The organism is Gordonia sp. 852002-50395_SCH5434458 (assembly GCF_001665905.1).
Taxonomy (GTDB): domain Bacteria; phylum Actinomycetota; class Actinomycetes; order Mycobacteriales; family Mycobacteriaceae; genus Gordonia; species Gordonia jacobaea.
Genome location: NZ_LZTC01000023.1, coordinates 39949 through 55447, shown reverse-complemented (window position 1 = coordinate 55447; position 15499 = coordinate 39949). Strand labels below are relative to the sequence as shown.

Genomic DNA, 15499 nt, shown 5'->3' with positions numbered 1-15499 from the left:
CCGTCCTCGTAGCCGGCGAAGTCTGCCGAGGTGAAGATCGGTTCTCCATCATCTTCCAGGTAGTCCCTGTCTGAGGAGTGGCTGTCTGGGGAGTCCGTGTCTGGGGAGTAGTCGTCGTCCCCCCGGCCCGACCGGCCGTCGCGCGAACTCATGACCCGCCCAGCGATGCCAGTTTCGCCCCGAGCCGCTCGACTTCTTCGGTCGCGACCTGCTGCCGTTCCCGAATCTTGGCGACGACGTTGTCGGGAGCCTTCGCGAGAAACTGCTCGTTTCCGAGCTTGGCCGTCGTCTGTGCGAGTTCTTTTTCGGCGGCGGCGAGGTCTTTGGCCGCACGTTTGCGTTCGGCCTCGATGTCGACCGTGCCGGAGGTGTCGATCCGGACGGTGACCGTCGCCGACGACAGCCGGACGTCGACCGTGGCGGTCGCAGAGAAGTCGTCGCCTGCACCGTCGAGACGGGCGAGTGAGTCGAGGTAGGGCCGCACGTCGGACAGTCCCGCGGCATCGAGGCCGTCGATCTCGGCCGCGACCCGTTGCCCCGGCCGGAGTCCCTGGTCGCTGCGGAAGCGTCGAACCTCGGTGATCAGTCGCTGGAGGTCGTCGACTTCGGTTGCCGCAGCGGCGTCGGCCGGACGCCCCGACCGCGTCGGCCACGACGCGATCACCACGGACTCTCCACCGGTCAACGTCTTCCACAACACCTCGGTGACGAATGGCATGACCGGCGACAACGCGCGCAGCAGCGGGTCGAGGACAGCGCCGAGCACCAGGGCCGTCGACCGCGAGCGCTGCGGATCATCCTGTGCGAACTGCACTTTCGCGAGCTCGAGGTACCAGTCGCAGACCTCGTCCCACGCGAAGTGATACAGCGCCTCGCATGCCTTGGAGAACTCGTACGAGTCGAATCCGGCGTCGACCTCGGCGAGTACCTCGTCGAGGCGCCCGAGAATCCAGCGGTCGGCGACGGTCAGGTCGGCGGCGTCGGGTAGCTCGCCGTCCGCAGGCACCTGCGCACCGTTCATCAGGGCGAACTTGGTGGCGTTGTACAGCTTGGTCGCGAAGTTGCGCGACGACTGTGCGTGGTCCTCGCCGACAGAGATGTCCGATCCGGGATTCGCGCTACGGGCAAGCGTGAACCGCAGCGCGTCGGCGCCGAAACGGTCGACCCAGTCGAGGGGATCGATGCCGTTGCCGCGTGACTTCGACATCTTGCGGCCGTGCTCGTCGCGCACGAGTCCGTGCAGGAACAGGTTGTGGAACGGCACCTTCTTGTCGGCGTCGAAATCCTTGCCGACGTAGGTACCGAACATCATCATTCGGGCGACCCAGAAGAACAGGATGTCGTAGCCGGTGACGAGCACCGAGTTGGGATAGAACTTCTCGAAATCAGGGGTGTCGTCCGGCCAGCCGAGCGTCGAGAACGGCCACAATCCCGACGAGAACCACGTGTCGAGCACGTCGGTTTCCTGCACATAGCCCTCGGGCGCCTGCTCGTCCGGTCCGACGCAGACGACCTCACCGTCGGGGCCGTACCAGATCGGGATGCGGTGACCCCACCAGAGCTGGCGCGAGATGCACCAGTCGTGCATGTCGTCGACCCAGGCAAACCAGCGCGGCTCCATCGACTTCGGATGGATGACCGTCGATCCGTCACGCACGGCATCGCCCGCGGCCTTCGCCAGCGACTCGACCGCAACCCACCACTGCATCGACAGCCGTGGCTCGATCGGCTCGCCGGTCCGCTCGGAATGACCGACGCTGTGCAGGTACGGCCGGACCTCCTTCACGATGCGGCCCTGCGCGGCGAGCGCCTCACGGATCTTGACGCGCGCCTCGAAGCGGTCCATACCGTCGAATTGCGTTCCTGTATCAGCGATGCGAGCTTCTTCGTCCATGATCGTCGGCATCGGCAGATCATGTCGGGCACCGACCGCGAAGTCGTTCGGGTCGTGCGCGGGAGTGATCTTGACTGCGCCCGTACCGAATTCGGGGTCGACATAGTCGTCGGCGATGACCGGGATCTTGCGGTCGAGGAACGGATGCTCGAGTTCGGTTCCTACGAGGGCGGCATACCGTTCGTCGTCGGGATGCACAGCGATCGCCGTGTCGCCGAGCATCGTCTCCATTCGAGTCGTCGCAACGACGATGTGAGGCTCGGAGTCGTCGAGCGACCCGTAGCGGAAGCTGACGAGCTCGCCCTCGACGTCGGCGTAGCTGACCTCGATGTCGCTGACCGCGGTCTTGAGCACCGGCGACCAGTTGACGAGACGCTCGGCCTGATAGATCAGCCCGTCGTCGTACATCTTCTTGAACACGGTCTGGACTGCCCGGGACAGGCCCTCGTCCATGGTGAAGCGTTCACGGGTCCAGTCGACGCCGTCGCCGAGTCGGCGCATCTGCTCACCGATGTTGCCGCTGATCTCGGCCTTCTCCTGCCAGACCCGCTCGATGAAGGCATCGCGACCGAGATCGTCGCGGGTGAGTCCCTCGGCAGCGAGTTTGCGCTCGACCATGGTCTGCATCGCAATGGCGGCGTGGTCCATGCCGGGCAGCCACAGCGTCTCGAAGCCCTGCATGCGTGCGCGGCGGGTCAAGGCGTCCATCAGGACGTGCTCGTAGGCGTGCCCCATGTGCAGCGACCCGTTGACGTTGGGCGGCGGGATGACGATGGAGTACGCGGGCTTGTCACTGGAAGCATCCGGCGTGAAATACCCGGCATCAACCCAGCCCTGGTAGAGCTTCGACTCGTGGTCGGCGGGGTCCCAGGATTTCGGCAGTGCAGGCGTCGAGTCGGTCACCCTTCAATCTTAGGGAACGCCGTCGTCGCTCTTCACACCGTCTCCGACTGTCTACTCATGCGGCCTCGCAGGCGCGCCTCAGCCGATCGCTTCGGCGCGCGCGGCGTCGGCTGAAACCCGCACTCGGTGGACATCTTCCGGAGAGTTCACATTGGTCAGCCACAGGGGGTCCGAGACGGTGACCCGATAGGTCGCCAGGGCGTCGAGAGCCGCTGTCATTCGACGCTCCCCCGTTGCGACGAGTTGGCCGATGGCGTCGGCAGCGTCGGTGCGGTAGATAGCGGCCATGGGATGGTCGCGTTCGGCGTCGTGGGCGACGACAGCACCCGCGGAGTCGGTCACCGCCTGGCTCAGTTCGTCGATGAGGCCCGGCTCGATGAGCGGCATGTCGGTCGCCGACACGAATGCGTGCGAACGGCCGGCTTCGCGAGCGGCAGCCAGTCCGACGGCGAGGCCCGCCAACGGACCGGCGCCGGGCTGTTCGTCGGTCACCCACACCGCTTCCGGGCCGCCGGTACCGTGCAGCAACCGATAGGCCGCCGAGTCCTCCGGGGCCACGACGAACACCGGTTCGCACCGTTGCGAGATCACGCGTACGACACCCGCGAGCATGGGTTCGCCGTTCCAATCGAGTGCCGCCTTATCGCTGCCCATGCGGCGTGAACGGCCACCCGCCAATACGATTCCGGCGATCTGATCTTCGGTGAGTGTCATCTGACCAGTCTGTACCACCCCCGGTCCCACCGTCTTCAAGACGACGAAACGCGGGGCTGCAAGACGACGAAACGCGGGCCCCGTCTGTGTCCAGACGGGGCCCGCGTGTCAGAGAGTTGCTGCGGTGTCAGGCGCTCTTGTCGCGACGCTCGGCAGACGTGTCGGACCGCGGCACGATCGTCGGCAGCACGTTGTCGTTCACCGTCTCGGCGGTCACGACGACCTTCTCGACGTCGTCGCGGCTCGGGATGTCGTACATGACCGGAAGTAGCACTTCCTCCATGATGGCGCGGAGCCCACGTGCACCCGTGCCGCGATGGATAGCCTGGTCGGCGACTGCCTCCAACGCATCCTGCGTGAACTCCAGCTCGACGTCGTCCATGTCGAACAGCTTGGTGTACTGCTTCACCAATGCGTTCTTCGGTTCCGACAGGATCGAGACAAGTGATTCCTTGTCGAGGTTGGTCACCGACGCGATCATCGGCAGACGTCCGATGAACTCGGGGATCAAACCGAACTTGATGAGATCCTCTGGCATGACGTCGGCGAAATGATCGCTCGTGTCGACCTCGGCCCGACTCGCCACTTCATTGCCGAAACCGATGCCGCGCTTGCCGATTCGCTCGGAGATGATCTTCTCGAGTCCCGCGAATGCTCCCGCGACGATGAACAACACGTTGGTCGTGTCGATCTGGATGAACTCCTGGTGAGGATGCTTGCGGCCACCCTGCGGCGGCACCGAGGCCTGCGTGCCCTCGAGGATCTTGAGGAGCGCCTGCTGCACACCTTCGCCGGAGACGTCTCGGGTGATCGACGGGTTCTCGCTCTTGCGGGCGATCTTGTCGACCTCGTCGATGTAGATGATGCCGGTCTCGGCGCGCTTGACGTCGTAGTCGGCAGCCTGGATCAGCTTGAGGAGAATGTTCTCGACGTCCTCACCGACATAACCGGCCTCGGTGAGCGCAGTGGCGTCGGCGATGGCGAACGGCACGTTGAGCATCTTGGCGAGCGTCTGCGCCAGGTAGGTCTTGCCGCAGCCGGTTGGGCCGAGCATCAAGATATTCGACTTGGCGAGTTCGACGACCTCGCCGGTGCGCGAGTCCTTCTTCTCCCCTGCCTGAATACGCTTGTAGTGGTTGTACACAGCCACCGCGAGCGTGCGCTTGGCCGTGTCCTGACCGATGACGTAGTTCTCGAGGAAGTCGCGGATCTCTGCCGGCTTGGGCAGCTCGTCGAGCTTCACGTCGCCGTTCTCGGCGAGTTCTTCCTCGATGATCTCGTTGCACAGGTCGATGCACTCGTCGCAGATGTACACGCCGGGTCCAGCAATGAGCTTCTTGACCTGCTTCTGGCTCTTTCCACAGAACGAGCACTTCAGCAGATCGCCACCGTCTCCGATTCGTGCCATCTCGCGCCGTACCTACTTCCCTTGCTTGCCGTGCTGCCGTGTCGTCGTGTGGATCGTGTCGGTCTGAATCGTGTCGGTCTGATCGTCGTCGTCTGGATCGTGTCGCGCTGAGCTCGTACCATCGTCGCAGACCTCGTACCGGGGCAGTCGGATGCGGACCATCGCCTGGCAGGATCGTCCGATATCACGACGGTACCCGCGTGTCGACATAACTTCGACCGATAAGAGCAAATGTCGCGATCGAAATCCGACCGACCCCCGACAACCTCCCGCCCCCGCGGTGCGGCACTCAAGCATGCACCCTGTGCCGCACCGTCATCGGGGAACCCCGAGGGGTGTGTCGCTACTTCTTCATCGACTTCTTGCGGTACTCGAACACCTCGTCCACGATCCCGTATTCCTTCGCCTGGTCGGCGGTGAGGATGTTGTCACGGTCGGTGTCCTTGCGGATCTTCTCCTTGGACTGGCCGGTGTGACCCGCGAGGATCTCGTCGAGGCGGTTGCGGATGCGCTCGATCTCGGCGGCCTGGATCTCGAGATCCGACACCTGACCCTGGAACGCTCCACCCGTACGCGGCTGGTGGATCAGAATGGTCGCGTTCGGCAACGCCGCACGCTTTCCGGGGCTACCGCCCGCGAGCAGGATCGCCGCAGCCGACGCCGCCTCTCCGAGGCAGACGGTCACGATGTCGCAGTGGACGTACTGCATCGTGTCGTAGATCGCGAGCATGTCGGGCACGCTGCCGCCCGGCGAGTTGATGTACATGGTGATGTCGCGGTCGGGGTCCTGCGATTCGAGAACCAGCAACTGCGCCATGACGTCGTTGGCGACCGTCTGGTCGATCGGCGTTCCGACGAACACGATGCGCTCTTCGAACAGCTTCGCGTATGGGTCGTACTGACGCTGACCGTTGGGGGTGTGCTCGATGAACTGCGGGAGGATGTAACGCATTTCGATGTTCTTCAGCGCGAGGGCCGAAGCGGGAATCCCTGCGGCGACGTCGGCCGGCAGCGAGTCGTACATGTTGGTCATGGTCTGCTCCGTGAAGTGTGAGGTGACGGGTGAACTCGACTGTGGTTGATCGCTTGAGATCTACGACGCCTGGCTGGCGCGCGAGATCACGTGGTCGACGAGGCCGTAGTCCTTGGCCGCCTCTGCGGTGAACCACTTGTCGCGATCGGCGTCAGCCTCGATCTGCTCCACCGTCTGACCGGTGTGCTCGGCGTTCAACTCGTTCATCTGCTTCTTGGTCGTCGCGAACTGCTCTGCCTGAATCGCGATATCGGCAGCCGTACCACCGATACCCGCGGACGGCTGGTGCATCATGATGCGTGCGTGCGGCAGTGCGTAGCGCTTGCCCTTGGCGCCTGCGGTGAGCAGGAACTGACCCATCGACGCCGCGAGGCCCATCGCATAGGTGGCGATGTCGCACTCGGCGAGTTCCATCGTGTCGAAGATCGCCATACCCGCGGTCACCGAGCCGCCGGGCGAGTTGATGTACATGTGGATGTCTCGCGTGGGGTCCTCGGCGGCGAGCAGCAGGATCTGCGCGCACAACCGGTTGGCGATGTCGTCGTCGACCTGGGTGCCCAGGAAGATGATTCGCTCTCGCAGCAGCCGCTCGAACACCGAGTCGCTCAGGTTCAGCCCGGCGACCCCTGAACTCATCGAGGGTGTGTAAATGGTCGGCTTGCTCACGGTTCCCACCTTGTCTGTCGTTTGTGGTCTGTCTCGTCCGCGCCCCGGCTGACCCGGGGCCCGTGTGCTTGTTGATCTCGAGTTGATGATGACCGGGCGCGACCTGTCGATGGCATGCCCTGTCGATCTCGCTTACTCGGGATCGTCCTCACCGACAGTAGTCAATCGAAGGGGCCCGACACCGCCCATGACGCCCCTATTCGCTGAGAGCAGAACAGCCGGACCCGGGCATGGCCCAGTATCCGGCTGTCACGTCCTGCGTCGAAAAGTCAGGCGTCGGAGTCTTTCTTGTCCGTGCCCGACTCGTCAGCGGCCGAATCGTCCGCATCGGCATCGGCGTCGTCGGCGCCACCGCCGAAGAACTCCGCGGTGTCGACGGTGTTGCCTTCGGAGTCGGTCACGGTGACCTCGTCGACGATGCCTGCGAGCGCCTTGCCGCGGCGAACGTCGGCGTACACCGCGCCGACCTGATTGGCCTGGGTGAGCTGCTGGATGAACTCCTGCGGAGCCATCCCGTAACGCTGCGCCTGGAACAGGATCTGCTGGGTCAGCTCGTCCTGGCTGACCTCGGTCTCCTGCTGCTCGGCGATGGCGTCGAGAAGCAGCTGCGTGCGGACCGACTTCTCGGCCGACTCACGAGCGTTGTTCTCGAACTCCTCACGCGTGGTGCCCTGCGCCTCGAGCAACTGCTCGAAGACCGCGTCGTCGTGGCCGATGCTGTGCAGCACCTGCTCGAGCTGCCCGTCGACCTCGGCCTGCACGACGTTCTCCGGCAGCGGGATCTCGACGGTGTCGAGGAGCTTGTCGAGCACGGCGTCACGAACAGCATTGGCCTGATCGAATCGCTTCGACTGCTCGACGCGCTCGACGATCGACTCGCGCAGCTCGTCGACGGTGTCGAACTCGGAGGCCATCTGGGCGAACTCGTCGTCGAGTTCAGGCAGCTCGCGCTCCTTGACCGAGTTCACCGTGACGGTGACCTCGGCGTCGGCTCCGGCATGCTCGCCGGCAACGAGCTTCGTGGTGAAGGTCGTCGACTCGCCGGCCTTCAGACCGACGAGAGCCTCGTCGAGTCCGTCGATCAACTGACCCGAGCCGACCTCGTGCGACAGCCCTTCGGTCGACGCGTCCTCGACGTTCTCTCCGTCGACGGTCGCCGACAGGTCGATCGAGACGTGGTCACCGTTCTCGACGGCGCGCTCGACGCCCTTGAGCGTTCCGAATCGGCCGCGCAGCCCCTCGAGCTGCTCGTTGACCGCGTCATCGTCGTCGGCGACGGCGTCGACCTCGACCGCAAGCGTCGAGTAGTCGGGAAGCTCGATCTCCGGCCGGACGTCGACCTCAGCGGTGAAGCTGATGCTCTCGCCGTACTTCAGCTCGGACAGGTCGATCTCGGGCTGGCCGATCGCCTTGGTCTCGGTCTCGGCGACCGCTTCCGAGTACTTGCCCGGAAGCGCGTCGTTGACGACCTGCGCGAGGATCGAGTCGCGACCGACCCGAGCCTCGATCAACTTCGCCGGCGCCTTGCCCGGACGGAAGCCCGGGATGCGGATCTGCTGTGCCAGCGAGCGGTATGCCCGGTCGAAGTCGCCCGAGAGTTCCTCGAACGGTACTTCGACATTGAGCTTCACTCGGGTCGGGCTGAGTTGCTCGACGGTGCTCTTCACGCCTCAATGCTCCTTATGTGTACGTGCGTACGTCCTGATCTGTCGGGATGACAGGATTCGAACCTGCGACCCTCCGCTCCCAAAGCGGATGCGCTACCAAGCTGCGCCACATCCCGGTGGCCTCGATACACCTCACCGCGGGCCCCGATGACCCGTGTTGAGAGCCATCGGTTCCCTGACGAGCAGGGCCAACAGAAGATAGTACGTGGCCCCTGTTGAGTAACCGAATCCGGTCCTCGACGACGTATGTGTGCTGGGCCGCGCACTTGTGAATACTGACATGTGCATTCGGAGCGACTCGGCCCCCGGGAACCCCTACGTGACACCTGGTCGTCCAGGCGATTTCGATTCCGAACCACTCATTGGGTACAGTCACATGCGCTGCCGCTCAGCGACAGCACGCGGGTGTAGCTCAATGGTAGAGCCCTAGTCTTCCAAACTAGCTACGCGGGTTCGATTCCCGTCACCCGCTCAGACGAGGTCAGAGGGTTTTCCCTCTGGCCTCTTTCTTTTGGGCATCGGCCTCGACTTTCGTCACCTTCTTCGAGTAGCACCTGCGACACACCACCACGATGACGAGTGTGATCCACGCCACATTCGGGTGTAACCTTGCAGCATGTCCTCCAGTTACTCCAAGACCCCGCGCAAGTGCTCTACCTGCGGCGCACCACTGTTCTTCCGCCGCGACGTGACGACGTCCGAGAGTGGCACGCCACGTGTCGACGCCATGCTCGTCTGCCGCAACGAGGGGTGCTCAGAGCCCGCGCTGCATCTCAAGACCGAGCACCCGGACACCCAGAGCCAGCCGGCGTAATGCGCGGCGCCGCAGCCTTTTCGAGACCTTCGGGTTGACGATTCGGAAAAATGTGATGGGTGTCACATAGTGCGGCGGCCTATCCACCGACCTCCCCTTTTACGTTCGCGAAGCACCGATCAGACACCTCAATGGGGCGTCGCATGCGTTTGCCTTTGAAGGAAAGACAACGGTTGTGTAACGATGGTCGCGGCGCCTCGGGGGGGTGCGCCCGTACTGTCCCGAGAGCGAAGGTTTGCGAACTCCCGTGTTGAACACAACGTCGTCCCATCGTCGCCGGAAGAGCGTCGTCCGTGGACTCCTTGCAGCGGTCATCGGCGTCATCGCCGTTGCACTGGCCGCACCGGGCCTCGCCCAGGCCACGCCAGTCACCGTCGTGCCGGGCCTTCCGCCTGTCGAGATCCCCGACAACATTCCGGGACTGCCGACTCCGCCCAAGCCGTCGACTCCTGCGCCGGCTCCCAAGACCACCACGCCTCCTCCTACGACCACGCAGGAGACTCCTAACTTCCCCGCGATCCCCAACGTGAAGACCTCGACCGGTTGGATCGCGCTGGCAACCGATGGTGACCACACCATCTACTGGTGGAAGGACGGCAAGTTCGTCAAGAAGATGCCGATCTCCATGGGATCCAACGCGCATCCGACCCCGAACGGCGTCTACCACACCCGTGAGAAGTACCAGCACATCGTGATGGACTCCTCGACCTACGGCGTTCCGGTCGACTCACCCGAGGGCTACCGCACCGACGTCAACTGGGCGACCCGCATGTCGGGCGACGGCATCTTCATCCACGCCGCACCCTGGTCGGTTGCACAGCAGGGCAACAGCAACGTCAGCCACGGTTGCATCAACATCAGCACCGAGAACGGCAAGTGGGTCTACGACACCATCCCGCAGGGCACCCCGATCGTGGTCCGCGGAACCGTCGGCGGCCAGTACGACGGCAACTGATCTGCCTATCTGAATCATTCAAGACACGAAAGAGGCTCCCGGTCGACGACCGGGAGCCTCTTTCGTGTTGCCTAGACCTCAGACGAGGGTTCCCGCGTCGACAGTCCCGACGTCGAGGTCCATCCGATTACCCTCGGCCCGCACCTGCGCAATCGCGCGCATCTTGTTCGACGCATCGAGCGCGGCAACCTTGTAGCCCTCGGCCAGGGTCGGGTAATTGAAGACGGCATCGACGAGGTAGTCGATCTTGCCGCCGAGACCCATCACCGTCTGGCCGATATGGACGAGTTCGGCGGCATTGCTACCGAATGCGTGCACGCCGAGAAGCGTTCGCTCCTCGGCGTGCACGAGCAACTTGAGCAGTCCGTAGGAGTCGCCCATGATGGCCCCTCGTGCGAGTTCGCGATACCGCGCGACGCCCACTTCGAACGGCACATTCGCTGCCGTCAGCTGGTCTTCGGTCTGACCGACAAAGCTGATCTCCGGGATGGCGTAGATCCCGATCGGCTGCAGGTTGTCGTCCGTAGCACCGACCGGCTCGTCGAACGCGTGATACGTCGCGCGTCTGCCCTGCTCCATCGACGTCGCAGCCAACGCGGGGAACCCGATGATGTCGCCAACCGCGTAGATGTGGTCGACCGCGGTCCGAAAGTCGGAGTCGACGGTGAGCCTGCCGCGTTTATCCGCGGTCAGGCCCGCTGCCTCCACCCTCAATTCGTCGGAAACACCCTGACGGCCTGCGGAGTAGAGCACGGTGTCCGCGGGGATCTTCTTGCCCGACGCCAGGATCGTCAGCGTTCCGGATGGATGCGTCTCGACGATCTGTACCTGCTCCCCGAACCGGAAGGTCACGCCTCGCTCGCGCAGTTGGTACTGCAGCGCTTCGACGATCTCACGGTCGCAGAAGTCGAGCATGGTGGGCCGTTGCTCGATCACGGTGACCTTGGTGCCCAGGGCCGCGAACATCGACGCGTACTCGATGCCGATGACACCCGCTCCGACGACGACCATCGATCGCGGAACCCGATCGAGTGCCAGGATCTGGTCGGAGTCGACCACGGTGGTGCCGTCGAAGTCCACCGAGGGAGGGCGCGCGGGCCGCGTACCGACGGCGATGACGAACTTGTCGGCGCTCACGTGTTTGAGATCGCCGGTGGCGTCCTCGACCGCTATTTCGTGAGGACTCGTGAAGTACGCACTGCCGAGCAGCATGGTCACACCATTGCGAGCGAGCTGGCTCTGAATGACATCGATTTCTTTCCCAACAACGTGCATGGTGCGCGCCGAAAGATCCGTGACCGTTATATCCGATTTCAATCGATACGATTCGCCGTACATTTCGCGTTGGTTGAGGCCGGTCAAATACAGGACCGCCTCGCGAAGCGTCTTTGATGGAATCGTGCCGGTGTTGATGCAGACGCCGCCAACCATGTTGCGCCGCTCCACAATTGCTGCCCGCTTACCGAGCTTCGCCGCGGCGATGGCCGCTTTCTGCCCGGCCGGTCCAGAACCGATGACAACGATGTCGAAATGATCCACGGGGTCCGTCTTTCGCTCGTTTGACGCCTGACGACCCGTCGCGGGTCTGTGATCAGTGTCGCTCAGCGACCGGGTTCGCACGACTCGAGGCGCAGACCGGGGCAAAGGTTGCACCGACCTGCAACCACCGGGCCAACTCCTGGCAGCCCGTCGTCTCCGGATCTGTGACGAGGCGCCGATACGGCTCCCGGCTGTACGCGGTGTGCCTGCCACCGTCGCGGTTGGTGATCACAAGGCTGTGCCACACGATGAGAGCTGGGAGGTATCGACGCACCGCGTGCCATGCGGCCCGAACGCGGCGAACGTCCCGGCTCCACTGGGTAGGTCGAAGTGACGTACGCGCGGCATTCTGAAAAGCGTTGTCCCGCAGGATCGCGAGCATGTCGAGAATCCATCGGACCGGTCGATGGAACTCGAGCGTTGGCGTCAGATCGGCGATGTCGCGGATCAGCGAATCGGGTTCTGCGTTGCAGATCATGTCGGTAGGTGCGCCGACCCACCACGCGGGAATCTGATCCGGCAACCGCGGCCCCTCCCCCGCGACGCCCCATCCGGAACAACCGGTGACCACGCCGGGCGGTTGGTGCGGATCGGCGACGAAACCAAGCCCCAGAACACGATTCAGTGCCGGATCACCGTCGAGTTGCAGTTCGTGCACACAGCGTCGGACGACGACGGCGCCCTGCGAATAGCCGACGATCATCACGACTCCGCTGGTCTGCTCCAGCTGGTGACGCAGCGCCAGGACACCCTCGGCCACACTGTCTGCGTAACTCATGCCGTCTCGACCGTTCGCAGGCCCGTAGCTTGCCGGGTAGCCCACCCACCGGGGCATGAAACGGGCGTCGAGATCATCGGTGACGGCGGCGAGCATCCCGGTAACCGCTGTTCGCGAATCCCCTTGGTACGACTCACCGGTTCCCCCGACCGCGAGGACCGTGATGCGATCGCCCGTGGACGCCGGGGCCGCTGCGTCATACCCGGTCAGATCACGTGCGTCTGCCGCCTGCGTGGGATCTGTGCACTCCATGTGTTCCATCGTCGGCGTCGCCGATGAGAACAGCGCCCAACGACACTGAACTTTCTCTGTGAGACCGCAGGTCAGAGTCGTGCAGATCACGTCAGATCAGGTTGATTTACACAGAATTAACGCGAACACTGGATAGGGCAGTCCGTGAAGCGACCATCTCGACGGTCGAACAACCGACTGCACCACCGAACAAGACGCCCGATACGAAGAAAGCAGCAATTCCGATGTCTTTCGCACGATTCCGTGCACAGCTCCACAATTCCTCTGACCGTCGCAGGCTCTACGACCGGATCAACCGGGTAGCCGCCGATTCGCAGCGCGACGAACTGTTGATCATGGCGCAGCGCGCCGAGCAGCGCACTCACTGAGTCACACATCCTGAGCCCGTAGTCACTGACTGCGGGTTCTGTCTTGTCCTCCGGCTCTTCTGCCCGACATCCGTTGTGCCTCGAGTCACTGCCGACCAGCCGGTCACGACTGGCAGACCGGACACCAGAACAGGTTTCGACCTCCCAGTTCGCTGTGCGCGATCGGCGTTCCGCAGATCCTGCACTTCTCTCCCGCGCGCCGGTACACGTAGGTGCGCGGGCGGTTGGTGGCGTACGACGGGGCGCCGTGATCGTCCTCGGGACGTATCACGTGGATTCGCCCGCGGCGGACCCCGACCTTCATCAGCGCCACCAAGTCGCTCCAGAGGGCATCGAACTCATCCGCGGTGATCGACGTACCCGGCCTCATCGGGTCGATTCCGTTGCGGAACAACACTTCTGCGCGATACACGTTGCCCACTCCCGCAATGACCTTTTGATCCATCAGGAGCGCGCCGATCGGTCGACGCGACCGCGCGATGGCCGCGAACGCCCGCGACGGGTCGGCGTCGGACCGTAGCGGGTCGGGGCCGAGCCGCGCGACGAGTGCGTCGAGGTCTGCGGGCGTGTACAGCTCGCACGCGGTGGGGCCACGGAGGTCGACGCCGGTCGACTCTCCGACGAGCCGCATCCGCACCTGCCCGACCGGCTCACCCATCGGGACAGGCAACTCGGTGAACGCGCCGTAGAGCCCGAGGTGGACGTGCAGTAGTTGGTCACGTCGACCATCTCGGTAGCGCTGCACGAGGTGCTTGCCCCACGCTTGAGCGTCGGCGAAGACCATTCCGTCGACGACGCTGGCTCCCTCGGCGAACCGACCCTGTGGCGAACTGACCGCGACGCGCTGACCGTCGAATAGTTTTCGTTGGCGCCGCGCGATGCGGTGCAGGGTATGGCCTTCAGGCACGGCGCCCTCTGCTACAAGTCATCGCCGTCTGCCGGTCATCGCCGTCTGCCGGTCATCGGTGTCAGCGAGGGTTCTCGACGATCAGGACTCGGGCAGCGCCGGCGCGACGCCGGTCTCCTCGTATTCGCTGAGGATGTCGATTCGACGCTGATGACGCGGTTCCTCGGAGAACGGCGTGTCGACGAAGGCGTCGACGATCGCCAACGCCTCCTCGGTGGTGTGCATGCGGCCACCGATACCGATGAGCTGGGCGTTGTTGTGCTGGCGGGCGAGTTGGGCGATCTCGACGTTCCAGGCGAGCGCACACCGTGCACCCTTGACCTTGTTCGCGGCGATCTGCTCGCCATTGCCGCTACCTCCGAGCACGATGCCGAGGCTGCCCGGATCGTCGACGGTCTTCTGGGCGGTGGCGATGCAGAATGCGGGGTAGTCGTCCTGTGCGTCGTACACATGAGCGCCGGAATCGATCACTTCGTGCCCGTTTGCCTTGAGGTGTTCAGAGATCTTGGCCTTGAGTTCGAATCCGGCATGGTCGCCACCGACGTATACGCGCATAGCGACCACTATAGATTGAAGGCCGTGGACGACTCATCGCCTATTCCGAATGTGCCAGGACTTGCTGATCCGGCGCCGACGACATCCCACTACGACCCCAACCGACGGTGGCTGACGCCGGCCAAGTACGCGGCAAAGCCGCGACTACATCCGTGGGAGATCCCGACGCTCGTCGTGCTGATCCTGCTGTCGCTGATCGGCTACGTGACCATCTTGGTGCTGGTGATGTTCGGTGTGTTCAATCAGTTCGCGCTGCTGGCACTCGCGCTGCCATTGCTGCTGTTCCTCATCCGAGGCATCACCTATGCCACTCCCCGCGCCAACGGCGTTCAGATGACGCCGACGCAGTTCGTCGAGGGATACCGGATGGTCGTCGAAGCGGCGGCCCGCTACGGACTCGAGTACGTGCCCGACGCCTACGTCGTGCTCGGCAACGGGCAGATCAACGCGTTCGCGTCAGGCCACGGTTTCCGACGCTACGTCGTCGTCTACTCCGACCTCTTCGAGATCGGCGGTAGGGCACGAGATCCCGAGGCGCTGCGATTCATCATCGGCCACGAGGTCGGTCATATCGCCGCGGGGCACACGTCGTACTGGCGACAACTCGCGACGAGCATCGGCATGCAGATCCCCATACTCGGCTCGCTGCTGTCGAGGGCCCAGGAGTACTCGGCCGACAACTTCGGCTACTACACGCAGCCCGACGGTGCGCCGCGGGCAATGGGCGTGCTCTCGGCGGGCAAGTACATGCTGCGCGCCGTCGACTTCGACCAACTGGCCGACAGGGCAACACACGAGAAGGGTTTCTTCATCTTCCTCGTGAATCTGCTTGCGTCACACCCGGTTCTCACGTGGCGCGCGGCAGCACTGCGTGATCGCACGCGCGCCGGCGCGATCCTGTTCCGCCCGAAGACCATCGTGCGAGGCGTCGGCAGCGGCAACGCGGTCCCCGTCACGCCACCGCCGCACCCTGCCGCCGTGGCCGCAGGGTCGCTGCCGAACGGGCTCGAGGCTCCGCCCAAGTTCTGAGACCGGGGTTGGTTCTC

At 64.1% G+C, this 15499-nt stretch carries 14 protein-coding genes and 2 tRNA genes; 5 read left to right on the top strand and 11 right to left on the bottom strand.

Annotation, left to right across the window (positions count from 1 at the left end; translation table 11 throughout):
• Window positions 1-148: 148 nt before the first annotated feature.
• From A5785_RS05180 to A5785_RS05145, 7 genes are all read right to left on the bottom strand, one after another.
• Complete coding sequence (locus A5785_RS05180; RefSeq protein WP_064864792.1) at window positions 149-2797, bottom strand: valine--tRNA ligase; 2649 nt, start codon at window positions 2795-2797, stop codon at window positions 149-151.
• A 78-nt stretch (window positions 2798-2875) separates the two neighbouring features.
• The gene (gene mobA, locus A5785_RS05175) at window positions 2876-3511 is read right to left on the bottom strand and encodes a molybdenum cofactor guanylyltransferase (protein ID WP_064864789.1); all 636 of its coding nucleotides are present in this window, start codon (window positions 3509-3511) and stop codon (window positions 2876-2878) included.
• Between the two features lie 127 nt (window positions 3512-3638).
• Entirely contained in the window at window positions 3639-4919 is a 1281-nt protein-coding gene (clpX, locus tag A5785_RS05170; protein ID WP_064863244.1) for an ATP-dependent Clp protease ATP-binding subunit ClpX, read from the bottom strand.
• A 343-nt stretch (window positions 4920-5262) separates the two neighbouring features.
• Window positions 5263-5952: an ATP-dependent Clp protease proteolytic subunit gene (locus A5785_RS05160; RefSeq protein ID WP_005207743.1), complete on the bottom strand. Its 690-nt coding sequence runs from the start codon at window positions 5950-5952 to the stop codon at window positions 5263-5265.
• Window positions 5953-6012: 60 nt separating this feature from the next.
• Window positions 6013-6618, bottom strand: a complete 606-nt coding sequence (locus A5785_RS05155; protein ID WP_064863254.1) for an ATP-dependent Clp protease proteolytic subunit — start codon at window positions 6616-6618, stop codon at window positions 6013-6015.
• Window positions 6619-6887: 269 nt separating this feature from the next.
• Window positions 6888-8285: a trigger factor gene (gene tig, locus A5785_RS05150; protein WP_064863243.1), complete on the bottom strand. Its 1398-nt coding sequence runs from the start codon at window positions 8283-8285 to the stop codon at window positions 6888-6890.
• Window positions 8286-8327: 42 nt separating this feature from the next.
• Window positions 8328-8401, bottom strand: a tRNA-Pro gene (locus tag A5785_RS05145).
• A gap of 285 nt (window positions 8402-8686) precedes the next feature.
• Here A5785_RS05145 and A5785_RS05140 point away from each other — a divergent pair.
• The 3 genes from A5785_RS05140 (at window position 8687) to A5785_RS05130 (ending at window position 10054) form a co-directional block, all read left to right on the top strand.
• Window positions 8687-8757 (top strand) — tRNA-Gly (locus tag A5785_RS05140).
• Window positions 8758-8901: 144 nt separating this feature from the next.
• Complete coding sequence (locus A5785_RS05135; RefSeq protein ID WP_049697046.1) at window positions 8902-9099, top strand: hypothetical protein; 198 nt, start codon at window positions 8902-8904, stop codon at window positions 9097-9099.
• A 247-nt stretch (window positions 9100-9346) separates the two neighbouring features.
• The gene (locus tag A5785_RS05130; protein WP_064864782.1) at window positions 9347-10054 is read left to right on the top strand and encodes a L,D-transpeptidase; all 708 of its coding nucleotides are present in this window, start codon (window positions 9347-9349) and stop codon (window positions 10052-10054) included.
• Between the two features lie 78 nt (window positions 10055-10132).
• On the opposite strand, the gene sthA is transcribed toward A5785_RS05130, so the two are convergent.
• Both sthA and A5785_RS05120 read right to left on the bottom strand, forming a co-directional pair.
• Window positions 10133-11593, bottom strand: coding sequence for a Si-specific NAD(P)(+) transhydrogenase (gene sthA, locus A5785_RS05125; protein ID WP_064864779.1), 1461 nt, complete (start codon window positions 11591-11593; stop codon window positions 10133-10135).
• Window positions 11594-11645: 52 nt separating this feature from the next.
• Window positions 11646-12623, bottom strand: coding sequence for a PE-PPE domain-containing protein (locus A5785_RS05120; RefSeq protein ID WP_005207748.1), 978 nt, complete (start codon window positions 12621-12623; stop codon window positions 11646-11648).
• Between the two features lie 224 nt (window positions 12624-12847).
• Between A5785_RS05120 and A5785_RS23460 the strand changes: the two genes are divergently transcribed.
• Window positions 12848-12991: a hypothetical protein gene (locus A5785_RS23460; protein ID WP_168431298.1), complete on the top strand. Its 144-nt coding sequence runs from the start codon at window positions 12848-12850 to the stop codon at window positions 12989-12991.
• A gap of 103 nt (window positions 12992-13094) precedes the next feature.
• Here the strand turns inward: A5785_RS23460 and A5785_RS05115 are convergent, their stop codons facing one another.
• Both A5785_RS05115 and A5785_RS05110 read right to left on the bottom strand, forming a co-directional pair.
• Window positions 13095-13898 (bottom strand): Fpg/Nei family DNA glycosylase, encoded by an 804-nt coding sequence (locus tag A5785_RS05115; protein ID WP_064864776.1) that lies wholly within the window; start codon window positions 13896-13898, stop codon window positions 13095-13097.
• A gap of 81 nt (window positions 13899-13979) precedes the next feature.
• Window positions 13980-14453: a ribose-5-phosphate isomerase gene (locus A5785_RS05110; protein ID WP_064862478.1), complete on the bottom strand. Its 474-nt coding sequence runs from the start codon at window positions 14451-14453 to the stop codon at window positions 13980-13982.
• Here A5785_RS05110 and A5785_RS05105 point away from each other — a divergent pair.
• On the top strand, window positions 14427-15482 hold the full coding sequence (locus tag A5785_RS05105; protein WP_197500797.1) for a M48 family metallopeptidase: 1056 nt from the start codon (window positions 14427-14429) through the stop codon (window positions 15480-15482). The two genes, A5785_RS05110 and A5785_RS05105, sit on opposite strands and share 27 nt — an antisense overlap.
• Window positions 15483-15499 lie beyond the last annotated feature (17 nt).